The organism is Pseudomonas sp. 910_21 (assembly GCF_052850735.1).
In genome coordinates this window covers 218679-244378 of sequence record NZ_VXCY01000006.1, presented here as the reverse complement: position 1 = coordinate 244378, position 25700 = coordinate 218679, and the positions used below count along the sequence as shown (strand labels likewise).

General features: G+C 65.9%; 19 protein-coding genes. 6 read left to right on the top strand and 13 right to left on the bottom strand.

Going from position 1 to position 25700, the window contains the following annotated elements:
- Window positions 1–2: 2 nt before the first annotated feature.
- Window positions 3–929, bottom strand: coding sequence for a LysR family transcriptional regulator (locus FW796_RS20490; protein ID WP_346632888.1), 927 nt, complete (start codon window positions 927–929; stop codon window positions 3–5).
- A gap of 87 nt (window positions 930–1016) precedes the next feature.
- Between FW796_RS20490 and FW796_RS20485 the strand changes: the two genes are divergently transcribed.
- Window positions 1017–2543: an MFS transporter gene (locus FW796_RS20485; protein ID WP_404939813.1), complete on the top strand. Its 1527-nt coding sequence runs from the start codon at window positions 1017–1019 to the stop codon at window positions 2541–2543.
- A gap of 8 nt (window positions 2544–2551) precedes the next feature.
- On the opposite strand, the gene FW796_RS20480 is transcribed toward FW796_RS20485, so the two are convergent.
- Window positions 2552–3463, bottom strand: a complete 912-nt coding sequence (locus FW796_RS20480; protein WP_346632890.1) for an AraC family transcriptional regulator — start codon at window positions 3461–3463, stop codon at window positions 2552–2554.
- A gap of 104 nt (window positions 3464–3567) precedes the next feature.
- On the opposite strand from FW796_RS20480, the gene FW796_RS20475 reads away from it, so the two are divergent.
- From FW796_RS20475 to FW796_RS20455, 5 genes are read left to right on the top strand one after another with little or no spacing between them, the layout of a single operon-like run.
- Window positions 3568–4128: a carboxymuconolactone decarboxylase family protein gene (locus FW796_RS20475; protein WP_346632891.1), complete on the top strand. Its 561-nt coding sequence runs from the start codon at window positions 3568–3570 to the stop codon at window positions 4126–4128.
- Between the two features lie 47 nt (window positions 4129–4175).
- Complete coding sequence (locus tag FW796_RS20470; protein WP_404939815.1) at window positions 4176–5243, top strand: acyl-CoA dehydrogenase family protein; 1068 nt, start codon at window positions 4176–4178, stop codon at window positions 5241–5243.
- Window positions 5240–6079: an ABC transporter ATP-binding protein gene (locus tag FW796_RS20465; protein WP_446439912.1), complete on the top strand. Its 840-nt coding sequence runs from the start codon at window positions 5240–5242 to the stop codon at window positions 6077–6079. Before FW796_RS20470 ends, FW796_RS20465 begins: the two co-directional genes overlap by 4 nt.
- Window positions 6045–7244 (top strand): ABC transporter substrate-binding protein, encoded by a 1200-nt coding sequence (locus tag FW796_RS20460; protein ID WP_346632894.1) that lies wholly within the window; start codon window positions 6045–6047, stop codon window positions 7242–7244. Before FW796_RS20465 ends, FW796_RS20460 begins: the two co-directional genes overlap by 35 nt.
- Window positions 7244–8008 carry an ABC transporter permease gene (locus FW796_RS20455; RefSeq protein ID WP_446439911.1) on the top strand — a complete coding sequence of 255 codons (765 nt, stop codon included), beginning with the start codon at window positions 7244–7246 and terminating at the stop codon, window positions 8006–8008. The genes FW796_RS20460 and FW796_RS20455 overlap by 1 nt, the downstream gene beginning before the upstream one ends.
- 150 nt (window positions 8009–8158) lie before the next feature.
- Here FW796_RS20455 and FW796_RS20450 read toward each other — a convergent pair whose 3' ends face one another.
- The 11 genes from FW796_RS20450 to FW796_RS20400 form a co-directional block, all read right to left on the bottom strand.
- Window positions 8159–8953 (bottom strand): ABC transporter ATP-binding protein, encoded by a 795-nt coding sequence (locus FW796_RS20450; protein WP_346632896.1) that lies wholly within the window; start codon window positions 8951–8953, stop codon window positions 8159–8161.
- A 10-nt stretch (window positions 8954–8963) separates the two neighbouring features.
- The gene (locus FW796_RS20445) at window positions 8964–9725 is read right to left on the bottom strand and encodes an ABC transporter permease (protein WP_446439910.1); all 762 of its coding nucleotides are present in this window, start codon (window positions 9723–9725) and stop codon (window positions 8964–8966) included.
- A gap of 10 nt (window positions 9726–9735) precedes the next feature.
- Window positions 9736–10503 (bottom strand): ABC transporter permease, encoded by a 768-nt coding sequence (locus FW796_RS20440; RefSeq protein WP_404939819.1) that lies wholly within the window; start codon window positions 10501–10503, stop codon window positions 9736–9738.
- Between the two features lie 426 nt (window positions 10504–10929).
- Window positions 10930–13401 (bottom strand): TonB-dependent receptor plug domain-containing protein, encoded by a 2472-nt coding sequence (locus FW796_RS20435; protein ID WP_346632899.1) that lies wholly within the window; start codon window positions 13399–13401, stop codon window positions 10930–10932.
- Between the two features lie 342 nt (window positions 13402–13743).
- Window positions 13744–16014 (bottom strand): TonB-dependent receptor, encoded by a 2271-nt coding sequence (locus FW796_RS20430; RefSeq protein ID WP_446439909.1) that lies wholly within the window; start codon window positions 16012–16014, stop codon window positions 13744–13746.
- A 570-nt stretch (window positions 16015–16584) separates the two neighbouring features.
- Complete coding sequence (locus FW796_RS20425; RefSeq protein WP_123727342.1) at window positions 16585–17643, bottom strand: ABC transporter substrate-binding protein; 1059 nt, start codon at window positions 17641–17643, stop codon at window positions 16585–16587.
- A 37-nt stretch (window positions 17644–17680) separates the two neighbouring features.
- The gene (locus tag FW796_RS20420) at window positions 17681–18733 is read right to left on the bottom strand and encodes an ABC transporter substrate-binding protein (RefSeq protein WP_346632901.1); all 1053 of its coding nucleotides are present in this window, start codon (window positions 18731–18733) and stop codon (window positions 17681–17683) included.
- A 19-nt stretch (window positions 18734–18752) separates the two neighbouring features.
- Complete coding sequence (locus tag FW796_RS20415) at window positions 18753–19910, bottom strand: LLM class flavin-dependent oxidoreductase (RefSeq protein WP_123727344.1); 1158 nt, start codon at window positions 19908–19910, stop codon at window positions 18753–18755.
- A 340-nt stretch (window positions 19911–20250) separates the two neighbouring features.
- Window positions 20251–22089: an ABC transporter ATP-binding protein gene (locus FW796_RS20410; protein WP_446439908.1), complete on the bottom strand. Its 1839-nt coding sequence runs from the start codon at window positions 22087–22089 to the stop codon at window positions 20251–20253.
- Window positions 22082–23863, bottom strand: coding sequence for an ABC transporter ATP-binding protein (locus tag FW796_RS20405; RefSeq protein WP_346632903.1), 1782 nt, complete (start codon window positions 23861–23863; stop codon window positions 22082–22084). The genes FW796_RS20410 and FW796_RS20405 overlap by 8 nt, the downstream gene beginning before the upstream one ends.
- Window positions 23864–24427: 564 nt before the next feature.
- Window positions 24428–25675, bottom strand: a complete 1248-nt coding sequence (locus tag FW796_RS20400; RefSeq protein ID WP_346632904.1) for an acyl-CoA dehydrogenase family protein — start codon at window positions 25673–25675, stop codon at window positions 24428–24430.
- Window positions 25676–25700 lie beyond the last annotated feature (25 nt).

Genomic DNA, 25700 nt, shown 5'->3' with positions numbered 1-25700 from the left:
CCTCAAGTCACGGGCGGCCTGGGGCCGGGCAGTTGCTGCCAGCACTCGGCCAGCCAGTCGCTCAGGGCGCTGACCCGCTCCGGGACGAAGCGACTGTGCAGACGCAGCAGGTTCACCGGTAGCGCGGGCAATTGCCATTGCGGCAGCAACCGGCGCAATTCGCCCCGTTGCAACGCTTCGTCGAGCAACCAGTCCGGCCCGGCATGCAGGCCGGCCCCAGCCAGCAATGCGGCCCGTATGGCGCCGACGTTATTCAGATAGAAACTGCCATTGAGCTCGACGTTCTCCACCTGGCCCTGGCGGGTCAGTGTCAGTTGGCTCGGGCTGTGTTCGGTCATCCAGGAATAGATCAGCGCCCGATGGGCCGGCAGGTCCCCGGGATGTTGCGGCGTGCCGTGGGTCTGCAGGTAGCCGGGGCTGGCGTACAGTCCATGGGACAACGCTCCCAGGGGACGGGCCACCAGGGACGAAGCGGGCAGGTGGCCGACGCGCAATGCCAGGTCGATGCCCTCGGCCATCAGATCCAGGGCCCGGTCGCACAGCAGCAGATCGAGGACGATGTGCGGGTGGCGCTGCTGAAAGGCCGCCAGCCAGGTGGCTACATGGCGCTCCCCGAGGGCCACCGGGGCACTGACCCGCAGCCGCCCGGACAATGTCGTCTGCTGTTGATCGAGGCCGGCCAGCAGGGCATCCATTTCCTCGATCAGCGGCCGCATCTGCTCATAAGCCCGGGTGCCGACCGTGGTCAGGCTGATCTTGCGGGTACTGCGATTGAGCAATTGGCTGTTGAGACGCCGCTCCAGGGCGGTGAGCTGACGGCTGACGGAGGAGGGTTCCAGGTGCAGGTCCTCGGCGGCCAGCGTCAGGCTGCCACGCTCCACCACCCGGAAGAATATTCGCCAAGCGGCGTTGTCTTGATTTTTGCGCATGGCGCAATTTGCTTTTGATGTTGCGGACATGTCAATGCGTAAAGTGCAGCAATAGCATCGCAGTCCCTGTTATCCGGAATCCCTGCCATGTCCTCGATCCCCCCCTGCATATCTTCTGCCGATCGTTACTGGGTGCTGTTCGCCGTGTGTGCGGCGGGTTTGATCCTGCCCCTGGAGTACACCGGTCCGGCCATGGCACTGCCGGCCATCGAGCGTGCCCTGGGGGGCAGCCCTCTGGCCCTGGCCTGGGTCATCAACGCCTTCGCCCTGAGCTTTGGCAGCGTGGTGATGGTGGCCGGAACCCTGGCCGACCGTTATGGGCGCAAACGCATCTTTACCCTGGGCATGGCCAGCTTCACCCTGTTCTCGCTGGTGATCGGCTTCTCGCCCAATGTGCTGGTGCTGGACCTGTTGCGCGGCCTGCAGGGCATCGCCGCCGCCCTGGCCATGTCCGCCGGCGCGGCGTCCCTGGCCCAAGTGTTTGAAGGGCGGGCGCGGACCCAGGCCTTCAGTCTGCTGGGCAGCGCCTTTGGCCTGGGGCTGGCTTCGGGGCCAGTGATCGCCGGGGCCCTGGTACAAGGTCTGGGCTGGTGGGCGATCTTTCTCCTCGGGGCGCTGATCGGCATCGCGGTACTGACCCTTGGTGTACCGCGCATGCAGGAAAGCCGCGACCCACAGGCCGGCAGCCTGGACAAGCTCGGCAGCCTGACATTCAGCGCCTTCCTGGTGTTTCTCACCTTTGCCATCATGCAGATTCCCCAACACGGCCTGGGCAGCTTCGAGGTCGGGGGCCTGCTGGCCGGCGCGGTTCTCTGGTTAGGGGCCTTCATCCGGGTGGAGCAACGGCAGCGGCGACCGATGCTGGATCTGCGGCTGTTCGGCTATCGGCGCTTTGTCGGCATTCAGCTCCTGCCGGTGGCCACGGCCGCCTGCTTTATCGTGCTGTTGATCATCCTGCCGCTACGCCTGATCGGTGCCGAGGGCCTGAGTGAATGGCAGGCCGGGGTGCTGATGATTGCCCTGTCGGCACCGATGGCCATAGTGCCCTTCAGTGCGGCACTGCTGACGCGCTGGGTCAGCGCCGGCGCCCTTGCATGCCTGGGCCTGCTCATTGCCGCTGGCGGTCTGCTCTGGCTCAGTCAGGTGCCGGTGGGGCAGGCCGGGATGTCGATGGTCTGGCCGCTGCTGGTGATCGGCATCGGCACGGGCCTGCCCTGGGGGCTTATGGACGATCTGGCCATCAGTCAGGTGCCGGTGGAGCGGGCCGGCATGGCCACCGGCATCTTCACCACCATGCGCGCCTGTGGCGAAGCCATCTGCGTGGCGGGGGGGCTGGCCTTGCTCAAGGCATTCCTGTGGCGCGAAATGGCCGATGGCGCCACGCTGGAAGCCATTGACGGCGTCCGCCTTGAGAGCGCCGCCAACGCCATGGTCATGGGCGATATGTCCGGCGTCCAGTCCCTCGCCCAGGGGCTGCCGAGGATGGAGCAACTCTACGGCAATGCCTTCGCCAGCCTGTTGCAGGTCCTGGCGGGCATCACCTTGCTTGCCGCGGTGTTCAGTGCCCTGGTACTGCGCCGGCCCCGGGCGGCGGACTGCCCGGTAGTGCCCTGAAGCCTGAATCAGCGCCCTTCATGCTGCTTGCGATAGGCCCCAGGTTGTAGGCCCACGGCCTTGGTGAAGGCCCGGGTGAACGCGGCGATGGACTGATAACCCACGCTCGCCGCCGCCTGCTCCACGGTCTGGTTGGCCTTGAGCAACTGGCAGGCGTGGCGCATGCGCAGGGCCAGCAGCACCTGCCCAGGGGACTGACCGGCCAGTTCATTGAAACGCTTGAAAAACGCCGAACGCGACAACCCGGTCAGGGCCGCCATGCTTTCCAGAGGCCAAGGCTGGCCGGGTTGCTGGATCAACTGCTCCAGCAGCGGGGCAAACCCCGGGTGGCGGGCCAGGGCCACCAGGCCGCCGAGGTCCTGGTTGGCGCTGACCTGCTGACGCAGCACATAGAGGAACAGCAGATGGCTGAGGCGCTCCAGCAAGGCCGAGGACGGTGCCGGGGTGCGTTGGCACTCGTCGAGAATCAGCTGGAACAGCGCACGGGCGGCGCTGAGGGACGGATCGCCGGCCCGCAGGATCAGCCAGCCCGGCAAGCCGTCGATGATCAGCGAAGACAATCCCGACTTGAAGTGGAAGAAGCCGCAGACCAGGCCCACGCCATCCTGGGCAGTGGCATCCAGGGCGCTCATGGTCATGCGCGGCAGTTGCTGCGCCGCTTCGCACTGTTGGGCGCTGGACAGTCGATAGCCCAGGTCCTGTAGTAGAAACACCGCATCCCCGGCGTCCAGGCGCAGCGCCTCGGGCACGCCATCGAGGTGCAGCCAGCAATGACCCTGGACGATCAGGTGGAAACTGGCCCGGGCCAGCCCCTGAGTGCTGGCGTGCCAGCCACCGCAGTAGCGCCCGACATGAAACAGGCTGGCGTCCAGTTCCAGGCTTTCTAATAACCAATCAACCAAGGGGCTTGATGAAATCATCTAAGGGAAACACTCAGGAGCAAGTAATCGCTACTTTAGAATATGGATCGGAATTCTTATAACCAACAGACTTGACGCACACCTACACAGCAGGAGTCCACTCCATGTCCCGCGTCACTCTACACACCTTGCACAGCGCCCCAGAAGCCGCCCGGCCATTTCTTGAAAATGCCCTGAAGAATTCCGGCTACATCCCCAACCTGCTGGGCATCCTGGCCAACGCCCCGGCGGCCCTGGAAACCTACGTCACGGTCTCGGGCCTCAATGCCAAGGCCGAGCTGAGCCTGGCGGAGCGGGAAGTGGTGCAGTTGATCGCCGCCACCACCCATGGCTGCGATTTCTGTGTCGCAGGTCATACCGCGGTCGCCCTGAACAAGGCCAGACTCCCGGACCCGGTGGTCAGCGCCCTGCGTGAACAGAGCACCTTGCCCGAGGCCCGCCTGGAAGCCCTGGCGGATTTCGCCCGGGAAGTGATCGCCACCCGGGGCAAGGTCAGCGACCCGGTTTATGCCCGGTTCAAGGCCGCAGGGTACAGCGAAGGCAACGCCCTGGAAGTGATCCTGGGCATCAGCCTGGCGACCCTGTGCAATTTTGCCAACGTGTTCGCCGGGACCGAACTGAACCCCGAGCTGGCCAAGTATCGCTGGTCCGCCCAAGGTCAATGATTCAAGGCGCCGGTTATCCAACGGCGCCCCTTCAAGGAGAAAACCACATGCTCAGTGCACACTTGAGTGAATGGCTGGATGCCCAGGCCCAGGCGCTGGACCAGGGTCACTGCGATCCCCAGCAGGTACTCGCCCGACTGGCCGGGGCCGATGTGCTGCGGGTCGGCATCGGCCAGGAGCAGGGGGGCAGCGGCGGTGAATTGACCGATGCCCTGGAAGTCATGGCCGCGGTGGCCAGTCACTCCCTGGCGGCCGCCTTTGTGTTCTGGGGCCAGCGGGCCTTTATCGAATACCTGCTGCACAGTCCCAACCAGGCGCTGCGTGAGCGCTTGCTGCCATCGCTGCTCAGTGGCGAGCTGGCCGGAGCCACCGGGCTGTCCAACGCCATGAAGTTCCTGTCCGGGATCGAGGCGCTGCAAGTCAAGGCCCGGGACCAGGGCCAGGGCTGGAGCCTCAACGGCCGCCTGCACTGGGTCACCAACCTGCGCAAGAGCGGTTTCGTGGTGGCGGCGGCCATCGAGCACGAGGAGGGCGGTGCGCCCTTTATTCTGGCGATTCCCGACGCCTTGCCAGGGCTGCAGCGCTCCGACGATCTGCAACTGATGGGCCTGCAGTCGAGCAACACTGCAGCCCTGGACTTGAGCCAGGTGCAGGTCCCGCGAGATTGGCTGCTGCACGAGGACGCCCGGGTATTCCTGCCGGCCGTGCGCCCGGCCTTTCTCGGTCTGCAATGTGCCCTGGCCATCGGCCTGGCGCGCCGGGCTCTTAGCGAAGTGCAAAACCATGTCCAGGGCGCCCGCTCGATCCTCATGGAGCCGTTGCACGAGCAGCGCCAGCACCTGGAACAGACCGTTGCCGAGCTCAAGAGCGGTCTGCTCGACGGGCGCTTCCTGACCCAGCCCGGAGCGCTGTTCCGGGTGCGCATCGCCTTGGCCGAGGCCACTGCCAACGCCGTGCAACTGGAGTTGCAGGCCAGTGGCGGCAAGGCCTACCTCAACGAATTCGGCAGCGGCTTTGCCCGGCGCTGGCGCGAGTCGGCCTTTGTGCCCATCGTCACGCCAAGCCTGGTGCAATTGCGTGCCGAACTGCAGCGCCAGGCGCGCAACGCAGCATGAGCCCGTTGTTGAACGCACAGAGCATCAGCCTGGGCTATCCCGGGGCCGAGGGCTGGCACACGGTGCTGGAAGACTTCGAGCTGCAACTGCAAGCCGGCGAAGTGGTGTCGATCCTCGGCCCCAGCGGGGTCGGCAAGTCCAGCCTGTTGCGGGTCCTGGCCGGCCTGCAGCAGCCCCACAAGGGGCAGGTCAGCCTGTTGGGAGAAGTGCTCAGCGGACCTCACCCTCGGGTCGCGGTGGCCTTCCAGGACCCCAGTCTGTTGCCCTGGTTGACCCTGGAGCACAACGTCGCCTTCGGCCTGGATTTTGCTCGCCAGCCGCACCTGAGCCAGGGGCAGCGCCAGGCCCGTATCGACCACGCCATCAGCGCCGTTGGCCTGGACCACGCTCGTCGGCAGTATCCGGCCCAGCTCTCCGGCGGCATGGCCCAGCGCACCGCACTGGCCCGCTGCCTGGCCCGGCAGCCGCAAGTCTTGCTGTTGGACGAACCCTTCGGCGCCCTGGACGAGGTGACCCGGGCCGACATGCAGCAACTGCTGCTCAAGGTGATCGGCGAACAGCGCACGGCCGCGTTGCTGATCACCCACGACATCGACGAAGCCCTGCTGTTGTCCGATCGGGTGCTGCTACTGGGTAACAGCCCGGCGCGCACCCTCGGCCAGTGGCACATCGACCTGCCGGCGCCCCGTGCCGAGCGGATCGAGGAACTGGGCGCCCTGCGTATCGAGATTCTCAAAACCCTTCGGCGGGCGAGCCGCAATCCCCTTAATTCCCCATTGCCTGCACCGTCGGAGATTGACCATGTGCCTGGACGACTTCACTCACACGCGTCGTGACTTCCTCAAACTCAGCGCGCTGCTGACCGCCGGCGGCGCCTTGCCGCTGCTCAACAGCCTGCACGCCCGCGCCGCCCAGGAGCCGGATGCGCCGGTACGCATCGGCTACCTGCCGATCACCGACGCCACGCCCTTGCTGGTGGCCCATAACAACGGCCTGTTCGAGGCCGAGGGCATCCAGGCCGAACGCCCGGTGCTGCTGCGCAGCTGGGCCCAGGTGATCGAGGCGTTCATTTCCGGGCAGGTCAACGTGATCCACCTGCTGTCGCCGATGACCGTCTGGGCCCGCTACGGCAGTCGGGTGCCGGCCAAGGTGGTGGCCTGGAACCACGTCGGCGGTTCCGGCCTGACCGTGGCCCCGGGCATTACCGAGGTCAAGCAACTGGCGGGGCAGTCGGTGGCGATTCCGTTCTGGTACTCGATCCACAACGTGGTGGTGCAGCAACTGTTTCGCGACAACGGCCTGGTGCCGGTGAGCAAGGCCGCCGGCAGCACCCTGGGCGCCAACGAGGTCAACCTGCTGGTGCTGCCGCCCTCGGACATGCCTCCGGCCCTGGCCAGCAAACGCATTGCCGGCTACATCGTCGCCGAGCCCTTCAATGCCCTGGCCGAGGAACTCAAGGTCGGCCGGGTGCAGCGCTTCACCGGGGATGTCTGGCGCAACCACGCCTGCTGCGTGGTATTCATGCACGAGCATGACCTGAACAACCGCCCCGAGTGGTCGCAGAAAGTGGTCAACGCCATCGTCAAGGCCCAGCTCTGGACCCGGGATCACCGCGCCGAGGCGGCGCAGCTGCTGTCCAAGGACGGCAGCAACCGCTACACACCCCATGCGCCGCAAGTGCTCAAACGGGTGCTGGCGCCGGCGGCCAGCGACCGCGAGGCCTACCTGGCCAGCGGCGCGATTCAGCACAGCCACTGGGACGAGTCGCGCATCGACTTCCAGCCGTATCCGTTCCCCAGCTATACCCAAGAGCTGGTCAAGCGCCTCAAGGACACCCTGATCGAGGGCGACAAGGGCTTTCTCGCCGGCCTCGACCCGGCGCACACCGCCCAGGATCTGGTGGACGAGCGCTTCGTGCGCAACGCCATTGCTTCGGTGGGCGGGCTCAAGGCCTTCGGCCTGGCGGAGAGTTTTGAGCGCAGCGAGGAGTTTGGTCTCTGATGGACAAGCAACCTTCGGCACTGAGTCACTGGGGCCTGGGCCTGGCGGGGCTGTCGAGCCTGTTGCTGGGCTGGTGGCTGGGGGTGCATCTGCTGGGCGGCGGCGACGGGCTCGCCGCACGCTTCTCACCCGAAGCGACCTTCGCCAGCCTGCTGGAGCTGCTGGGTCGCGCCGAGCTGTATGAACACATTGCAGTGAGCCTCAAGCGCATCCTCGTGGGCCTGCTCCTGGCCTTGCTGATCGGCGTGCCCCTGGGTCTGCTGGTGGGCAGCTACCGGCACCTGGAGGCGGCCACCACCCCGGCGTTCCAGTTCTTGCGGATGATTTCACCGCTGTCCTGGATGCCCGTGGTGGTGATGCTGATGGGGGTAGGGGACCAACCGATCTACTTCCTCCTGGCGTTCGCCGCCCTGTGGCCGATCCTGCTCAATACCGCGGCCGGTGTGCGCCAACTGGACCCGCGCTGGCTGCAACTGAGCCGCAGCCTCAGCGCCACCCGTTGGGAAACCCTGCGCAAGGTGATCTTGCCGGGCGTGGTGGGGCATGTGCTGACCGGGGTGCGACTGTCCATCGGCATCCTCTGGATCGTCCTGGTGCCCTGCGAAATGCTCGGTGTCAGCGCTGGCCTGGGCTATTTCATCCTCGACACCCGGGATCGCCTGGCCTACTCGGAACTGATGGCCATGGTGCTGCTGATCGGCGTCCTCGGATTTGCCCTCGACGCCTGCGCCCGCGCCCTGCACCGACGCTGGTCCCACGCCTGACCCCCCGTATTGCCGGCGCAACCCCGGCTCCCCTTGTAGGAGCCGGCTTGCCGGCGAAGAGGCCCGCAAGCCTTGCACCAAAACGGCCGACGCCTTCGCTGGCAAGCCAGCGCCTACGGCGCCCACGTAATCGCGGCGCCAGCCCGACAATCAATGCCCGACCAATTCCTCCAGCAATTGCTCCTTGTAGCCTTGCAGCACCGCTGAGCTGCGGTCCCGCGGATGGGGCAGGTCGACCCGAATCTCATGCTTGATCCGCCCCGGGTGCGCGTCCATCACGATCACCCGATCCCCCAGGTACAGCGCTTCTTCAATGTCATGGGTGACCATGATCACCGTGCAGCGCTGCTGCACCCAGATCCGTTGCAGCTCATGCTGCAAACGCACCCGGGTCAAGGCATCCAGGGCTCCCAGGGGCTCATCCAGCAACAGCACCTTGGGCTGGTTGATCAAGGCACGGGCGATGGCGCCCCGTTGCGCCATGCCGCCGGACAGTTGATGGGGATAGGCCTGCTCGAAGCCTTGCAGGTTGACCAGGGCGATATGCTCGGCCACCCGCTGCTGTTTCTCGGCCTCGGACAGGGGGTGATTCTTCAGCGCCAGGGCAATGTTCTGGGTCAGGGTCATCCAGGGAAACAGTCGGTGATCCTGGAACACGATGCCGCGCTCCAGGCTGGTGCCGGTCACCGGCTTGCCGTCCAGGAGCATCTGGCCCTGGTAGTCGCCTTCCAGGCCGACGATCAGCCGCAGCAAGGTGGATTTGCCGCAGCCGCTGGCGCCGACAATGCTGATGAACTCACCGGGGCGCACGGCAAGGTCGATCCCTTGCAGCACCGGCAGGGACTGGCCCTGGATCTGGTAGCGCTTGCTCAAGCCGCGGATTTCAAGGGCGCCGGACTGTTGCTGGCGGCTTTGCAGTGGGGCGTGTTGGGCGATTGCATTCATGGGAGAGGCCTTAACGGGTTGGCCGCCAGCGCAGCAGGCGGCGGCTCAGAAGGGTCAGCAGCAGGGTCATCAGGTAGCCGCACAGGCCGATGCACAGCACGCAGAGCACGATCACTTCCATGCGCGAGCCAGCCTCGGCATTCATCATCAGGTTGCCCAGGCCGGCGCCGGAGGACAGGAACAGTTCGCTGCCCACCGCCGTGACCCAGGCGAAGGCCAGGGCCTGCAGCAGGCCGGTGGCAATACTGGGCAGGGCCGCCGGCAGCAGGATATGCCGCAGCCGTTGCCAGGGTCCCAGCACCAGCACCTGGCCCACTTCGCGGTAGCGGATCTCCACCTGGCTGAAACCCTGGTAGGTGTTGAGCACCATCGGGTAGAAGGCCGCCAGGCTGACGATCAGCATCTTGGAGAACTCGCCGTTGCCGAACCACATGGCGATCAGTGGAATCCAGCCCAGCATCGGTACCTGGCGCAGGGCGTGAAACAGCGGCCCGACCAGGCGGTTGACCAGGGTCGACTGAGCCATCAGGGCGCCCAGCAGCACGCCCCACAGCGTGCCCAGCATCAGGCCGCCACTGGCCCGTCCCAGACTGGCCAGCAGATTGACCAGCAACTCACCGTTGCCCAGCAGTTCCAGCAAGGCACTGCCGATGGTGGCGAGCGGCACAAAGGCATAGGCCCCGGCAGCGTCTTGGCGGGACAGGTACTCCCAGCCGCCGATCAGCAACAGGGGCAGCAACAGGCCGCGAAACTTGGCTATTAAAGAGGTCATGCGGGGGCTCCTAACGGGTCTGCCAGCGCAGCACACGCTGCTCCAGGCGGCGGAAGGAAAAGTCCAGGGCAAAGCCGATCACGCCGGTGACCAGAATCCCCACCATCACCACGTCGATGCGCAGCATCTGCCGGGCCATTTCGATCATCTGTCCCAGGCCGCTGTCGGCGGCCAGCAACTCGGTGGCCACCAGCACCACCCAGGCCCGGGTCAGGCTGATGCGCAGCCCGGTGATGATCGGCGGCGCCGCGGCGGGCAGGGCGATTTCACGCACCAGGGTCGGCCAGCGCAGGCGGTAGACCTCGGCCACCTCGAAGTAACTGCGGGGAATGGCCTTGACCCCCTCACTGGCGGCCAGGGCCACCGGGAAGAACGCGGTCTTGGCGACGATGACGATCTTGAAGGTTTCATCGATGCCCAGCAGCAGCACGAACATCGGGATCAGGGCGATGCTGGGGATCTGCCGCAGGGTATGGAACAGCGGCGCGCAATAGGCCTCGACGCTCTTGGACAGCGCCATCAACACCCCGAACACCAGGCCCCCGAGGGCCCCCAGGGCAAAGCCCAGGCCCAGGCGGGACAGGCTGTTGTGCAAGTGTTCCCACAGTTCGCCACTGGCTAGCAGCGCCTCGAAGGTCTGCAGCACCTGGGCCGGTGGCACCAGCAGATTGCGCGGAAAGATCCCGGCGTCGGCTACCAGGGTCCAGAGCAGCAACAGGGCCAGGGGCGAGATCAGCCAGGACAGGGAAGTGAACGTGTAGCGCAAGGAATGAGCCATGGCAGGTCTTATATCGGCGAAGTACCCGATGCCTGTCGCAAGACCTGTGCCATCCCGCCTTTGTAGGAGCTGGCTTGCCAGCGAAGGCGTCGCCCCAGGCGCTGTATGGCTTGAGGGCCTCTTCGCCGGCAAGCCGGCTCCTACGGGGGAACTGCAGGGTCTATCTGACGGCTGTAGGAGCTGGCTTGCCAGCGAAGGCGTTGCCCCAGGCGCTGCATGGCTTGCGGGCCTCTTCGCCGGCAAGCCGGCTCCTACGGGGGAACTGCAGGGTCTATCTGACGGCTGTAGGAGCTGGCTTGCCAGCGAAGGCGTCCGTAAGGGCGATGCAGGTCTTGATTGTCTCTTCCCCGGCAAGCCGGTTCCTACATTGTGATGCCTGGGCAGCAGCCACTGCTGCCTGGGCAGCACCCCAGCAGCAGTCAGGTCTCAGAAGTCGTAACTGATGCTGGTGTAGTAGAACGCGCCCTGAGCCCCCTCGGGGCTGGTGATGGAGTATTTCGGCACGCCATACAACTGCGCCCCGGAGGCTTTGTCCGGGTGGGTATCGAACAGGTTGATGGCCCCCACGGACAGCTTCAGCGACTTGTCGAAGCTATAGGAAATGTCCAGGTCAGTGACCCATTGCGCACTGTAGGTCTGGTCCAGGGTCGGGTTGCTGGCATTGAGGCTTTTCCATTGCCCGTAGCGGCGCTGGGCCAGGGTCAGGCCCCAGCTGTCATACAGCCAGTTGGCGCTCAGGGTCAGCTTGTTCTTCGGTGTGCCGTCCTCGATCAGGCCCTGGGTGGTGCGACCGACAATCTGCGAGCCGGCGATGTTGCCCACGTCCCGCAGGGCGGTGATCCTGGTGTTGTTCTGGCTGTAACCGCTGGACAGGTTCAGACGCCCCCATTGCTGCAGGTCCAGTTGGTAGTTGCCGGTCAGCTCGACACCATCGGTGCGGGTGTCGGCGACGTTGGTGTAGAAGGCAGCGCTCTGGATGTTGGCGTAAGGGGTGCCGGCAAAGATCGGCGTAACCACCGAGGCCGGCAACTGGTCGGACAGGGTGATGCGGTTGTCGATGTTGATCCGGTACGCATCCAGGGTCACCGAAGCGTTGGCCAGGGGCCGCCAGACCAGGCCCAGGGAGTAGTTGGTGGACTCTTCGGGCTTGAGTGCCTTGCCCCCCAGCAGCTTGGCTTGCGGGCTGTCGGCGCGCAGGGTGCGTTGTTGCACTTCGACGTAGTTGCCGCTGCCCGGCGGTTGCTCCACCACCTGCACGCTGAACGAGGACAGCCCACTCTGCACCAGGGACGGCGCTCGGTAGCCGGTACTGGCAGTGGCCCGAGCCGCGAGCTGCGGGGTGAAGTCGTAGCGCAGCGACAGCTTGCCGTTGGTGGTGTCGCCAAAATCCGAGTAGTGCTCGGTGCGCACCGCGACCCCGGCCTGGAACTTCTCGGTGATCTGGCCTTCGACGTCGATATAGGCGCCCCAGACCTTGCGCTCCAGAGAGGCGGCGTCGACCTGGGTGATGCCCGAGTAGTAGCCGGGAATGCGTCGGCCGGTGATCGGGTCGACGGTATTGAACAGCGGCCCGTTCTGCCAGCCTGCGGCCTCGCCGGCGCTGAGCTCATAGTTCTCCTGGCGCCAGGCCAGGCCCGCCGACAGGGTCAGGGGCTTGAACAGCAGGTCGGTGGGGAAGTCCCGCACCCAGTCCAGGGTCAGGTTGGTCTGGTCGGCCTCGCGCTTGCCGGTGTAGATCTTCGCCGGGCTGGCGTCGCCCCAGCTGGGGTTGATGGCGTTGCGGTCGGCGGACTTGAGGCTGTTGTCACCGTGGTTCAGCGCCAGATCGAACTTGCCCAGGCGTTCGTCCTCGTAGCGCAGGCCGCCGGTCAGGGCATAGTCCTCCAGCGCGTAGCGGGTAATCGGCAGGCGGCCGTCGGGGTAGCGTTGCAGGGCCGTGCTGCCGTAGTTGTTGCGCAAGGTGGTAGGCGGGTCGAAGAAGCCTTCGGCGTCGGTGTTCTTGTGGGAATAGGTGGCAAAACCGTAGGCGGTCAGGCCCTCGCTCAGGCCGAACTCGCTGTTGGCGGCAAAGTTGTACTGGTCCGAGACATTGCCCGCCCCCCAGCGCCAAGTGCGGTAGCGGTTGTTCTGCTCCCGGGGGGTGTTGGTGCTGGTGGAACCGGGATAGAAGATCCGGTTGTCGGGGTTGGTGTCACTGGCCGGGTCCTGGCTGCCGGCGTCGAAACTCAAAGTCAGGAAACCATCGTTGGGCAGGCTGAAGCCTTTCCAGCCGCTGAGCTTGCGTTGCAGGCCGTCGCCCTTGTCGTAGCCGCCGAAGCGATAGCCGATGCTGCCGCCGTCGTCCTTTTCCTTGAGCACGATATTGATCACCCCGGCGATGGCGTCGGAGCCGTATTGCGCCGCCGCGCCGTCGCGCAGGATCTCCACCCGCTCGATGGCACTCAGGGGGATCAGGCTCAAGTCCACCGCGGCGGCGCCCCGGCCGTTGACCAGGCTCTGGCGGGTGACGTTGGCGCTGGTGTGGCGGCGTTTGCCGTTGACCAGCACCAGCACCTGGTCCGACGCCAGGCCGCGCAGGGAAGCGCCCTGGGCGATGGAGCCGGCGAAGGCGCCCTGGGGCGACTGCGGGTAACTGAACGAAGGCGACAGGGCGGTGAGGGCACCGGACAGGTCACTGGCGCCGGTCTGCTGCAACTGCTGGGCGGACAGCACGTCCACCGGCGCGGCGCTTTGCAGCGCAGTAACGTCACTGCGGCGGGTGCCCAGGACCACTACGGTATCCAGGTGATCGGCGCTGGCGCCGGGGGCATTGCTTGAGGTCTGGGCAGCGAACGCGGGCACGGCAAGGCTGCCGACGACCAGCGCCACGGCGCCGGCCAACGGATTGCGATGGAACATCTGCGGATTCCTTCTGAAATGGATGACCCCAACCGGCCCGTGGGAGCTGGCTTGCCAGCGAAGGCGTCGTCATGGACGGCACAAGGCTTGCGGGCCTCTTCGCCGGCAAGCCGGCTCCTGCACGGTGGGGGTGGGCGGTGGTTAGCGATACCGGCAGCCCGGAAATCAGGGTTCGGGTTGTCCGCCCCGGTAGGCGCTGGCTTGCCAGCGAAGGCGTCGTCATGGACGGCGCAAGGCTTGCGGGCCTTTTCGCCGGCAAGCCGGCTCCTGCACGGTGGGGGTGGGCGGTGGTTAGCGATACCGGCAGCCCGGAAATCAGGGTTCGGGGGCTCGCCGCGGGGCTCAGAAGCGGCTGGTGACACTCAGGCCCACGGTGCGCGGGTCGCCGTAGGTGATGACGTATTGCCCCAGGGTGCCGTTGGGCCGGCCATGGACCTGGTAGCGGCGGTCGGTGAGGTTGTTGACGAAGCCGGTGACGCTGAGCTTTTCATCCGGGCTGAACCAGGTCAGGCGGGTGTTGGCCAGGGTGTAGTGGGGCTGGCTCAGGGTCTTGTCGGCGCTGCTCTGGCGGTCGGCGAGGAAGTATTCCTTGTCACGGAAACTCAGGTCGCCGCCGGCCACCAGCTTGCCGCCGATTTCCAGGGGAATGGTGTAGTCGGCCCCCAGGGACACCACGTTGCGCGGCGAGCGCACGAAGCTGTTGCCGCTGTAGTCGCCGGTGACCGCGCCGGTGTTGGGGTTGGTGTTCTTGAAGTCGGTGTATTCGGTATCCAGGAACGAGATCGCCGCCCGCAAGTGCAGGTAGTCGGTGGGCTGGCCTTCGAGCTCCAGCTCGGCGCCCTTGACCTTGCCCTTGGCGCCGTTGGTCAGGGCGGTAGTGAGCACGCCGTTGTTGACCGTCAACAGGTTCACCTGGATGTCCGAGTAGTCGTAGTAGAAGACGTTGGCGTTGGCCGTCAGGCGGTGGTTGAACCATTCCGACTTGAGGCCGATTTCGTAGGCGTCGAGTTTCTCCGGGTCCACCGTGGTCAATTGCGCCAGGCTGGTGGAGAGCCCGGTATTGAAGCCCCCGGAACGGAAGCCGTGGGCGTAGCGGAAGAACACCCGGACGTTGTCGTTGATCCGGTATTCCGGGGTCAGATCGTAGGTCCAGGCTTCCCAGGTCTTGCTCTCGTCGCGGCTGCCGTTGCTGCCGGCGGCGCCCAGGGGAATCAGCGGGCCGTTGGCCGTGGCCCGGGTGAGTTGGGTCAGGTCCAGGTCGATGTCTTTCTTTTCCTGGGTCCAGCGCAGGCCGCCGGTCACGGTGAAATCGTCGGTGAAGTCGTAGGTCAGGTTGCCGAACAGCGCGTAGCTGTCGGTGCTGTGCTGGTAGTTGAGGTCGCGAAAGTCGGTGGCGCCGCCGGTCTGGTTGGAACCGGTGCCGTTGGGCGTGGGCCCCGGGGTGATGAGGCGCTTGGCCGAGCTGTCCAGGTCTTCATGGAAGTAGTGCACCCCTGCCAGCCAGCGCAGGGTTTCCTGCTGTGGCGAGGCCAGGCGCAGTTCCTGAGAGTACTGGTTGTAGCGGTTGTCGCTGATGGCCGCACCGTTGACCTCGTAGGGGGTGTAGTCGGCATCGCTGGTGGACTGCCCGCGAATGTAATCGTAGGCGCTGATGGAGGTCAGGGTGTAGTCCCCCAGGCGCCAGTTCAGGGTCAGGGAGGTACCGTCGTGATCAAGCTTGGCGTCCTCGTTGACGTTGAGGGCGATATTGCGCCCGTTGGGCCGTTGATAGCCGACGTTGTAGTAGCGGCCCACCGGCAGCGAGCCGTTGCTGCCGTCGCCCTTGTATTCCCGGGCGTGGATCTTCAGCAGGGCGTCCAGGTCCGGGTTGAGCTTGGCCAGGAACTGCAGGCGCACGGCTTTCTTGTCGACGTCGCCGTAGCTGTGGTCATCGGTGAGGTTCTTCTGGAAGCCGTCACGCTCTTCCGAATACAGCGACAGCCGCGCCGCCAGCCGGTCATCCACCAGGGCGCCGCCAATGGCGCCATTGAGGATGCGTTCGCTCTTGCTGCCGATGCCCAGGGTGCCGTAGCCGTCGGTGTCGAAGGTCGGCTTCTTGGATATCACGTTGACCGCACCGGCGGTGGTGTTCTTGCCGTACAGGGTGCCCTGGGGGCCGCGCAGAATCTCGATGCGCTCCAGGTCGAACAGCGGCCCGCCGCCGGCGATCGGCGCGTTGAGGTAGACGTCATCGGCGTAGATGCCCACCGGGAACACCGTGGCCGCCCCGGTATCACCGGTGCCCAGGCCGCGGATGTACCAGCGCGGGCGGCCGTCGCCGTCGGGGTTCTTGGCCGAGGCATTGGGGATGAAGGTGGTGATGTCCCCCATATTGCGTACCCCGTCGGTCACCAGGCTGGTGCCCTGGACTGCCGACACCGCCACCGGAACCTCTTGCAGGGTTTCCTCCCGGTGCTGGGCCGTGACGGTCACCGTCTTCAAGGCGGGTTCGGTGCTGTTCCTGGTGGTGTCGGTGTCGGTGGTTTCAGCGGCCAGCAACCCCTGGCTGAGTGTGCCTCCAGTGAGGGCCAGTGCCAGCCATAGACTCTTGGTGATCGGATTAAGCGTATGCATGTTGAACTCCCCCATTTAAAGTTTCGCTAAGAGGGCTAGAGCAGAGATCGTGCCAAGAGGCTTAGAGGGTTTTTTGGGTAAGTGTTAGTTTGATCAAGATATTGAAAAATAACGATTATTTATAATTTTATGGAATGTTCTGGAAGGGTGTTTGGCGGGGCTGAAGCGTTGCGATGCAAAGGTGTAAAACAGTCTGCGCAGGATTCAGCAGAAGTTGCTTGGCTGGTGCTGCTGGAGCAGCACCGATTGCTCGCTCGACTGTTGCCACACCAGCAACGACCGCGACCCTACGGGGGGACGCGGTGCATCTGCTTGTGTAGGAGCCGGCTTGCCGGCGAAGAGGCCCGTGAGACATGCATTGCCTGAGCCGACGCCTTCGCTGGCAAGCCAGCTCCTACGGGGGGGCGTGGTGCATCTGTTTGTGTAGGAGCCGGCTTGCCGGCGAAGAGGCCTGTGAGACATGCATCGCCTGAGCCGACGCCTTCGCTGGCAAGCCAGCTCCTACGCAGAGCGTGGTGCCGTGGTTATGTGCAGCTCCCCCGTCAGTTCGTGCGGGGGAGTGGGGCGGGGTTACACCGCCACTCGGGAGGTGGAACCGATGACCGTCTCCAGCACGCTGAAGTCGATCCATTCGCGCACGTCGAAACGCCGGGGAATGAATTGCCAGCGGTGCAGGAAATCGGTGAAGTCCTGCAGGGCTTCGATGGAGCGGGCATCCAGGGTGGTGCGCAGGCGCCGGTGGGCGTCCTCGCCATAGGCTGCTGCCACCCAGTATTCGCTGGTGTTCAGTTCCCGGGCCAGAAAGCGCCGGGTTTCTTCGGGATTGGCCCAGGCCCACTGTTCGGTGCGCAGCACGGTGTCGACGATTTTCACGCTGGCATCGAAGTGCTCGCGCAGCAGGTGGGTGTCCACGGTCAGGGTCCGTGGCGTGCCGTTGTTGGAACGGATCAGCGGATCGGGGTGGGAGCCGGTGTCCACCACCACTTGCAGGCCGAACTCATTGGCCAGGTGCACGGCGTGGGCGCCCTTGAGGAAGATCGCATCGATGTCGCCCCGCAGCAGGCCGATCAGTTCGTTGTTGCGCCGGCTGAAGCGGGTCACCCCGAGGCTGACTTCGGAGCCGTACAGGTGTTGTTTCTGCTCATCGCTGTAGGTGCCGCCGTAGGGGTAATCCACCAGTTCGACGTCGCTGACCGCCAGGCCTTCGAGCTTGAGGGCGTTCTCCAGCCCGCGCAGGGCCTGGGCGCGGGTGAAGTCGATCTGCACGTTGGCCCATTTCGGCAGGCCGAAACGCCGGTTCTTCAGGTCGCGGATGCTCTTCACGCCGCTTTCCGCGGTGGTCAGGATCAACTGCACCTCGTCGCTCCAGGACAGCCCCAGGACCCGGGTCTGCACGCCGCTGGAATAGGCCCAGATGGCCGGGATGTTGCCGCCGTGGCGCACCGAGTTCTGCAGGTGGTGGTCGTAGTGAGCCTCGCGCACCTCGCGTTCGCTGGATTCGCGCAGGGACTGGATATTGGTGCCGAAGGGCAGGAAGGCTTGCGCCAGTCGCCCGGACTGCACCGCGATGCCGAGCCCGGTGGGCACCGGGCTGTGGGTGTACCAGAGGGTATCGAGTGGTTTGCTCATAAGGGTCTTCAGTTCGAATCCATGAAACCTGGCGCGGTCAGCCGGCCAGAGCGGTAGGGGTGGCCAGCAACGCATCCAGCGGCCGGCGGTCGATCCATTGGCGCACGTCGACCTGTTGCGGGATGAAGCGCCAGCGCCGCAGGAAGGCGCTGAAGTCCTGCAAGGCGTCGATGGCCTGTTCGTCGAGGCCGGTGCGCAAGCGCAGATGGGCGTCATCGCCATAGGCGGCGCTGACCCAGTACTCGCTGCTGTTGGTTTCCCGGGCCAGGTAGCGGCGGGTGTCTTCCGGGTGCCTGTGGGCCCAGTCTTCGGCCCGCAGCACCGCGCCGAGAATGCCCCTGGCGACGTCGAAGTGCTGCTCCAGCAGATGACTGTCCACCGTCAGGGTACGGGGCGTGCCGTTGTTGCAGCGGATCAGCGGGTCGGGGTGGGCGCCCGTGTCGATCAAAGTGCGCAGGCCGAATTCATGGGCATGACGGGCGGCGCTGGCACCCTTGAGAAAGATTGCATCGACCTCGCCGCGCAACAGGCCCTGCAGTTCCAGGTTGCGGCCGCTGGCGGGCTGGACGCTGACCGGGGTGTCGGCCAGGGTTTGCACCAGCGGGTCGCTGAAGGTACCGCCGTAGCGGTAGTTCACCAGTTGCAGGTCGCCCACTTGCAGGCCGTCCAGGCTCAGGGCATTTTCCAGGCCGCGCAGGGCCTGGGCGCGGGTGAAGTCGATCTGCGCGGCGGCCCAGTCGGGCAAGCCGAAACGCCGGCCCTTGAGCTCCTTGATGCTGTGAATGCCGCTGTCGGCGCGGGTCAGGATCAATTGCACCTCGTCGGCCCAGGACAGGCCGATCAGCCGGGTTTCCCGGCCCTGGGCCCGGGCCCACAGGGCCGGGATGCTGCCGCCGTGGCGCACCGAGTTGCGCAGGCTGTGGTCGAAGTGGGATTCACGCACGGCCTGGTCGAGGGACTCGCGCAGCGACTGCACCTGGGTGCCCAGGGCGCCGAGGCTGTCCTGCAGCCAGCCTTGCTGCACGGCGATGCCCAGGCCCGTGGGGACCGGGCAGCGGGTGTACCAGAGGGTATCCAGAGGATGAGACATGAACGGGCTCCTTAAGGCGTCAGGCACGCGCCTGCAAGGGCGTCGCCTGGGCGACGGGGCGTTGATGCACCAGGGGCAGCACTTCCTGGCCGATGCGCAGGGCTTCTTCCAGATGCGGGTTGCCGGCCAGGATGAAGGTGGAGAAACCGGCGTCGCGGTACTCCACCAGGCGCTCGGCGATGTTCTGGTGGCTGCCCACCAGGCCCACGGTAGGGCCGGGCTTGGCCTTGGCGAAGCCGGCCCAGAGGTTGGGGCCGAGGATCAGGTCATCGAAGCGATCGATGTTCTGGTGATAGGCGGTCTGCCGGGCGCCGCCCACGGAATCGGAGCCGCTGGTGAAGTTCTTGGCAATCAGGCTGCTCTTGCCTTCGAGCTTGTCGAACTGCCGGCGCAGATCGGCCCAGGCCTGCTCCTCGGTCTCCCGGGCGAACAGATCGACCCGCAGGCCGAAGCGCACCGTGCGCCCTTGCTTGTCCGCCAGCTCCCGGACCCGCTCGATATGCGGTTTGAGCTGGTCGATGGGCTCGGCCCAGTTGAGGTAGACGTCGGCATGCTTGGCCGCCACATCCAGGGCCGCGTCGGAGAAACCGGAAAAATACACCCCGGGCTTGCGTTCATGTTGCAGGCCCGGGGGCAGGGCGCCGTTCTCCAGTTGATAGATATCGCCGTCGTAGGAGAAGCGCTCGTTCTCCCATAGGCCCTGGATGATGTCGAGGAACTCGCCGGTGCGCTGGTAGCGCCGGTCGTGCTCCAGGTAGTCGCCATTGGCTCGCTGACTGACCGGATTGCCGCCGGTGATGATGTTCCAGTCCAGGCGGCCGTGGCTGAGGTTCTGCAGGATCGCCGCCTGCTGGGCGGCATAGGCCGGCAGGGTCCAGGTGGCCTGGAAGGCGATCAGAAACTTGATGCGTCGGGTTTCCCGGGCCAGAGCGGCGGCGGCGATCCACGGCTCGGGTCCGGTGGGCAGCAACGCGCCCTCGAAGCCTGCGAGCTCGGCGGCCTTGGCCACCTGAGCGATGTAGTCGATGTAGGTGAAACCGTCGGCCTCGCCATTGGGCAAGCGCCCGGGGGCGATATGCCCGGGACGGTGTTGGGGATTGCCGCGATTGTGTTTGTCGGTGCTCAACTGCGGACCGTCGGTGCCCAGCGGCAGGCGCCAGAAAAATTCAGTGCTCATGGGTGCTCCTGATTCAGTAACGCGTTGCGCCGCGCGGGTGCGAAGACGCCTGTCAGGGGTGATTGCAACCGCCATGCCATGGACCGCAGAGGCCGCAGGCGTGGGGTTTGAGGGGCTATGCCAGAGACTGTGGCGAGGGCCAGTGCTGCTGTAGCAGCACCCCGTCAGCAGCGGTTGCTGAGCGCGCAACAGATACGCCGCCCCCCATATCAACGCTGCCCGTGTAGGAGCCGGCTTGCCGGCGAAGAGGCCCTTGAGCCCTGTGTTGTCCTTGCGGACGCCTTCGCTGGCAAGTCAGCGCCTACGGCTGGCGCAAGATCGGCGTCGTCCTTATGGGTGGTCAGGCCGGGGCGGTCTCGGCGCTGCGCAGGTAGGCCTGATACAGCGCGGCGTAGGCGCCGTCGCGTTGTATCAGTTGCCGGTGCGGCCCCTGTTCCACCAGCCGGCCATGACGGATCACGGCAATCCGGTCGGCGTCGCGGATGGTCGCCAGGCGGTGGGCGATGATGATCGCCGTGCGCCCCTGGCACAGCCGGCGCAATGCCTGCTGGATACGCCGCTCGGTATGGATGTCCACCGCCGAGGTGGCTTCGTCCAGCACCAGCACCGCCGGGTTGGCCAGGTAGGCGCGCACCAGGCACACCAGCTGGCGCTGGCCGTGGCTCAAATGCCCGCCCAGGGGCCCGACTTCGCTGTGGTACTGGTGCGGCAGGCGCTCCAGCACTTCATCGGCCCCCAGTTCCCGGGCCGCGGCAATCAGGGTCGAGTCATCGGCGTCGGGAGCCGCCAGGCGCAGGTTGTCGAGAATGCTGCCACTGAACAGCACATTGTCCTGCAGCACCACGCCCACGGCCCGGCGCAGGTCATGCTGGGCCAATTGCCGGATGTCCACGCCATCGAGTTTCACGGCGCCGCCCTGGACGTCGTAGAAGCGCGTCAGCAGTTGCACCAGGGTGCTTTTGCCGTGACCCGAGGGGCCAACGAGCGCCAGCACTTCCCCGGCCTCGATCTTCAGGTCCAGGTTGTGGATCACTGGCGTGGGGCTGTTGGGGTGATAGGCGAAGCGCACCTGTTCGAAGCTGACGTCGCCCCGTGGACGCGGCAACGGCTGTGGCTTGTGCGGGTCGAGGACCTGGGGCCGGGTATCGAGCAGCAGGAAGATCCGCTGGGCCGAGGCCGAGCCGGTGGCGTAGCGCTCGAACAGGTCGGACAGCTCCTGCAAGGGGCCGAGAAACAGAAACACGTAGAACAGGCTTTCCGCCACCTGGCCCACGCTGACTTCGGCGCTGGCCAGGCCGAAGGCGCCCACCAGCAACAGCGCGGCCATGCCGGCTGAGCTGAGCAGGGCAGTGAACGGGGCGAACCAGCTGGAGCGCAGGCTGCCGCGAATCAGCGCCTGATTGAAGTCCTGCAGCAGGCCGCGATAGCGCTGCAAGTTGCGCCCTTGCTGCCCACATTGCTGGAGCATGCGCGCGCCGCTGACGCTTTCCACCAGGTGCGCGGTGAAACGGCTGCGGTTCTCCGCGACCTTCGCCCAGTTGCGTTGGGAGATGCGCTTGAATCCCCAGGTCGCCACTGCCAGCAGCGGCACCGTGGCCGCCAGGCTGAGGAAGAATCGCGGGTCGATGCGCCACAGCATCACCGAGGCCAGCCCGCAGCGCAGCAGGGCACCCAACAGCTCCGGTGGCCCCTGGATCAACAGCGGCTCCAGGCTGTCGACGTCGCGGTCGGCGCGGGAAATGATCCGCCCGGCACGAGTCTGGTCGAAGTAGCTGATGCTCAGGGCCTGGACATGGGCGAAGACCTTGATCCGCAGGTCGTTGAGCACCCGGATCGCCGCGCTGCCGGCGACGAACTGTGACAGCCCGGCGAGGACAAAGCGCCCCAGCCAACTGGCTGCCAGCCCCAGTCCCAGCCACAGCAGCAGCGACTCGTCCAGCAGCCAGTGCCCCTGGTCGAGCACCAACCCATGGTCCAGCAGTTCACGGACGAACCAGGGCCGCAGAAAGACGGTGAACACCAGCAGCAGCTCGATGCCGATCACCGTCAGGATGGCCGCGCGAATCGGTCGCAGCAGGGGCAGCAGGCGGGAAAACATGCTGCGGTCCAGGGCCTGCCTGGCGAGCATTTCTTCTATTTCGATGTCGCTCAGGGCCTTGCCGGCGATTGGGTTAGCCATGGTCGATTCCCAGCAGGTCGCGGTAGTGCGCGTTGGAGTTCAAAAGGTCGGCGTGACGGCCGCTGGCGCTGATGCGCCCGTCCTGGAGCAGCAGTACCCGGTCCGCCAGGAGAATGGTCGAGAGCTTGCTGGAGATCACCAGCAGAGTGGTGGCCCGGCCCTGGTCCCGGCGTAGCTGGCGGATGTTGTGCAACACCTGGCGTTCGCTGATGGCGTCCAGGGCGCTGGTGGCATCGTCCAGGCAGAGGATGTCCGGCTCGCCGAGCAGTGCCCGGGCCAGGCTCAGGCGCTGGCGCTGGCCGCCGGACAGGGTCACCCCGCGATCGCCGAGTCGGCTGTTCAGGCCTCGGGGCAGGCGTTCGAGTACATCTTCGGCAGCCGCCAGGGCCAGGCCTTGGCGCAGTTGCTGATCACTGGCGCCGGGGGCTGTCAGGCGCAGGTTGGCGGCCAGGGTGTCGGAAAACAGGAAGCTTTCCTGGGGCACCACATGCACCCGGCGCCGCAGTTGGTCCAGGTCCAGGTCGCGCACGTCCTGCCAGCCGCTCTGTTCGCAACCCAGCAGCAGGCGGCCTGTGCCGACTTCCGTGAGGCGCGGCAGGAGGCTGGCCAGCAGGCTCTTGCCGGTGCCGGTGGCGCCGACCAGGGCGACGATCTCGCCGGGCTGCAGGGTCAGGGAACAGTGCTCGAGAATCTTGCGGCCGCCGCCCGGAGCGCTGACGCTGACTTCTTCCAGCTTCAGCCCCAGGGGCGTGAGTGGCAGCAGGGCCGTGCCGCTGCGAATGCCGGCCGGCTCATCCAGCAGGTGCCAGATGCGTTCGGCGCTGGAGCGGGCGTCAGCGAAGGTCTGCATCACCCGGCCAATGCCTTCGATGCGAAACACCAGGGTGGTGACGATCAACAGGGCGCTGACCAGCTCGCCGATCCCCAGTTGCCCGGCGGCCACCTGATGGGCGCCGTACACCAGCACCCACACATGGCTGAGGGCGACCACCGCCTGGGGCAGAGGAATCCGCGAACTGGAATAGGCCAGGGCCCGGCGTGCCTGTTCGGCGAACAGCGCGACCTGGGCGGCGAAGCCCTGGATACGGCTGTGCTCCAGGGCGAAGGACTTGATCACCCGCACGCCGCCGATGCCTTCGCTGAGGTCCTGGTTGACCCGGTCGTAGGCCGCACCCACGGCGCGGTCGAGGCTCACCAGATGCTCGGTCTGGCGCACGAAGATCCACAGCCCGCAGGCCGTCAGCAGCAGCGGCACCACGCCGAGCCAGGGGCTGTACCAGCTCAGCAGGCCGACAGTGGCCAGCACCACCAGGGGCGTCTCCACCACTTGGCGCCAGAAGCTGATCAGGGCATCGCGGACCTTGTCCGCATCGCGGGTGGTCCGGGTGATCATCTCGCCCATGCCGTGCTGCCAGTGGTAGCCCAGGTGCAAGCCCTGGACCTGCTGCAGGATGCGTTCGCGCAGGCGGGTCAACAGCTCCTGGCTGAGCACCAGGGACAAGACGCTGGCGGCGTACTGCAAGGCGCCACGGCCCAGGGCCACCGCCAGCATCAGCCACAACCAGTACCAACCGAGGCGGGCATCCAGACTGCCGTCCGCCAGACGCTGCACCGCGCGTCCGGCGCTGACATCGTTGATGGCATGGCCGATCAGCCACTGCTGCCAGACCAGTCCCAGATTGACCGCGATATAGAGCAGCGCCACCAGAGCGAAGCGCCAGGGCATTTCCCGGTAGATCGCCAAGGCGCGCAAGAGAGGGTGTTTTTTGATCATGCAGGGCTCATTCAAAAAAGTCGGACACTCCCCGTAGGAGCCGGCTTGCCGGCGAAGAGGCCATCGAGCCTTGTGCCGGTCTTGCGAACGCCTTCGCTGGCAAGCCAGCTCCTACGGTGCTGGGTGATGCGTGCTTCTTCGTAGGAGCCGGCTTGCCGGCGAAGAGGCCCCGAGCCTTGTGCCGGCCTTGAGGACGCCTTCGCTGGCAAGCCAGCTCCTACGGTGCTGGGTGATGCGTGCTTCTTCGTAGGAGCCGGCTTGCCGGCGAAGAGGCCCCCGAGCCTTGTGCCGGCCTTGAGGACGCCTTCGCTGGCAAGCCAGCTCCTACGGTGCTGGGTGATGCGTGCTTCTTTGTAGGAGCCGGCTTGCCGGCGAAGAGGCCATCGAGCCTTGTGCCGGCCTTGAGGACGCCTTCGCTGGCAAGCTAGCTCCTACGGTGCTGGGTGATGCGTGCTTCTTTGTAGGAGCCGGCTTGCCGGCGAAGAGGCCCCCGAGCCTTGTGCCGGCCTTGAGGACGCCTTCGCTGGCAAGCTAGCGCCTACGAGAGGGGTGGCAGTGGGTGGGTTATGGGGTCGGGCGAGTTGCGCCCTGTTGTTCCTTGGCGTTGAGGATGGCGGTGTATTCACCCGGGTCGACGCCGTTGAGGTAGTAGTTGCCAACGTGATGCAGGCGCCAGCGGATCGGGTCGTGGGTGGTGTGCACCCGGGCGTTGCGCCAGAAACGGTCGAGGTTCCATTTGCTCAGGGAGGAACTGGCCCCCAGCAGCGAGAAGATGTCGCTGGAAATCTTCAGCGAGGCACTGTCGGAGTGGGCGCGGGCGGTGGCCACGCAGAGGATCAACTGGTCCTGCAATTCCTTGTTGTCCGGGTCCTGTTCGTGCTCATCGAAGACTCGGGCGGCGTCCCGCAGCAAGGATTCGGCGGCGCGCAGGGCCACGGCGTATTCGCCGATCTGCTTGATGATGTGGGGCTCTTCGCTGGCGTGGTCGACGCCGCTTTCCACCCAGGGCCGGGCGTGCTGTTTCAGGTAGTCCACCGCCGCTCCCAGAGCCCCGGCGGCGATCCCGGTGTCGATGGCCGCATGGAGGATCTGCGGAAAGGTCAGACCAGTGCGCTTCATCGGCCCCTTGCGCGGCGAGACGAAGTCTTCGTCCAGTTCGATGTTGTCGAAGATCACCGTGCCGCTGACCGAGTTCTGCTGGCCGAAGGCGTGCCAGTCGTCCACCAGGGTCAGGCCCGGGGTGTTGCGGTTGAGCAGCACCCCGGCACCGCCTTCCTCACTGGCGGCGGTCAGGGAGATCCACTCGGCCAGGTAGGCGCCGGTGGAGTAGAACTTGCTGCCATTGAGAATCAGCTTGCCGTCGGCGCGGCGCTCGATGCGGGTCTTGAGGGCAAACTTGTTCTTGCCGCCGACTTCCGCCAGGGCGTTGCCAAAGCGCTTGCCGGCCAGCACATCGCTGATCAGGCGGTCGCGTACCGCCTCCGGGTAGCCAGTGAAGATGCCCCGCAGCATCACATTGTGGATCTGCAGCAACTGGCCGACGCCGCCGTCGGCCACCGAGATCAGGCGCACGGTCTCGACGATGGTGGCCACCGAGGCCCCCAGACCGCCAAAGGCCTTGGGCACGCCGATGGCAGTCAGGCCGCTTGTGGACAGCAGTTCGGCCTGACGCCGGGGCAACTGGCCGTTGGCCTGACTGTCGGCGGCAATGGCGGCGATTTGCGTGGCGATCTCCCGGGCGGCGGCGATGGCTTCGGCCTCGCTGCGCAGGACACGGACCGGAGTGACAGGAAGGGCTTGGACGCTACTCATATGGAACCTCTCTCAAAGAAATCTG